The sequence below is a fragment of the Streptomyces sp. NPDC048434 genome, from assembly GCF_043200375.1.
Taxonomy (GTDB): Bacteria; Actinomycetota; Actinomycetes; order Streptomycetales; family Streptomycetaceae; genus Streptomyces.
In genome coordinates this window covers 1-1576 of sequence record NZ_JBICXQ010000090.1, presented here as the reverse complement: position 1 = coordinate 1576, position 1576 = coordinate 1, and the positions used below count along the sequence as shown (strand labels likewise).

General features: G+C 70.2%; 2 protein-coding genes. Both read right to left on the bottom strand.

Features of this window, described 5'->3' with window-relative positions; genetic code table 11:
- A partial coding sequence (locus ACGFWI_RS38990) for an asparagine synthase-related protein (protein ID WP_393910799.1) occupies nt 1-928 on the bottom strand: 928 nt, incomplete at its 3' end.
- Nucleotides 929-958: 30 nt separating this feature from the next.
- The gene (locus ACGFWI_RS38985) at nt 959-1228 is read right to left on the bottom strand and encodes a DUF6343 family protein (protein WP_393910798.1); all 270 of its coding nucleotides are present in this window, start codon (nt 1226-1228) and stop codon (nt 959-961) included.
- Between the last annotated feature and the right edge of the window lie 348 nt (nt 1229-1576).

Genomic DNA, 1576 nt, shown 5'->3' with positions numbered 1-1576 from the left:
CAACGAGCGCTTCGGCCTCGGGGGTGGCCCAGGGCGCCAGCCGCAGTGGCTCTCCCCAGCCGAACGGCGAGCTCACCTGCTCCGGTGCCCTCAGCAGCCGCGCCTCGTCAGCGAGCCATTTCCCGTACGGACGGCTGTCGGTGAGAGCCCGCAGGGTGAGGCCCAGCGGCCAACGTCTGCGCGAGCGGTATCCGCGCACGTGCCGGATTGCCTGCAATGGATGGCGGCGCACGAGTCCGTGCAGGTAGCCGGGGGTGGCCTGAAGCACTTCATCGCCGCCATGCCCTGCCAGGTGCAGGCTGATGTTGTGCTTGGTGTAGGCGGCTGCGCCGGCATCCAAAACGGCCCTGCCGCGCAGCAGCGGTGAGGGAGCGTCGGTCGGGCGTGGAGGGGACCCGGCGCAGGCGTACTGGGCGGGCACCTGGTCGCCTGCCAGGCAGAGCGCCGGTCCTGCGAGGCCGGGCAGCAGCTTCCGAGCACGTGCGGCCCAGCTCGGGTCGTCGTTGGCGGCGTCGGCGAACTGGACAGTCAACGTCCCCAGTTCGCTTAACGGGGCGGCGAAAAAGGCAAGGGATGTGGAATCGAGTCCCCCGGACAGATCACAGCCCACAACGCGTTCCTGGCTCTTCTCGGCACGCACGCGGTCCTCGACCGCCGCGGCGAGCGCTCCTCCCACCGCGAGTGCTCCCCGCTCCAACGAAGCCTCCGCTGCCGGGGCCCGCCACCAGGACCGAAGACGCGGGCGACCGTGGTGGTCGACGGTAACCGCGCTGCCGCTCGGCACCGCATCAACCCCGCTCCAGCAGGACAGATCATCCAACGGCGCAGGGAGCCCTCCAACGAGGAGCTGCGCGGCCAATGCCCGCGTCTCCACAGAGGCCCCGGTCAGCCGCGCCAGCACATCCGCGCGGTCGGCGACGACGCTCACGCCATGATGCCGGGCCTGGTGGCACAGGCGCTACGCGCCCGTGGTCCTCTCACTCCGCAAGCGGCGGATAAGGACCACCACATCCAGCATCCCGACGATGGCGAGCACGCCGCACACCACCGCGAGCACCAGCAGCACGGTGGGACTGGGGGAATCGTGCGGTCCGGCAGAGTGCGCTCCCATCGCGAGGCGCACGGTTGCCGCGGCGAAGACCACCAGTGCGGCGGAAGCCAGAATGAGCCGCAACCGCAGAGGGCTACGGGCCTCTACCGGCTCGGTCCCAGTGCGTGAACGTCTCATGGCTGCGCTCCTCGCAGATCAGATACGGCCCAGGGGCTGTCTTGCATCCGCCGTGCGATGCACAGCGCATGCGGTGTGCGAAGGCCACCCCGCTTCCCCTGGATGTGGGCGGGTGACCTCGCGCAAAGCGCCGGTGGCCGACACGAGCCGTGCACCAGGCCAGATCAGCCTGAACGCGAGACGCTACCGGCCGCGCTCGTGGAGCGGCGACAACGACGCGGATCACCCCTCCCGACCGGCGGTCGGCTTTCGAGCACACACTCCAACGCCTTCTCTCATTAACCCGGCCCCGCCGCTGTTACTGCTGGCCGAGCGCACCCGGCCTTCTGGGGCACTGGCAATCTCCGG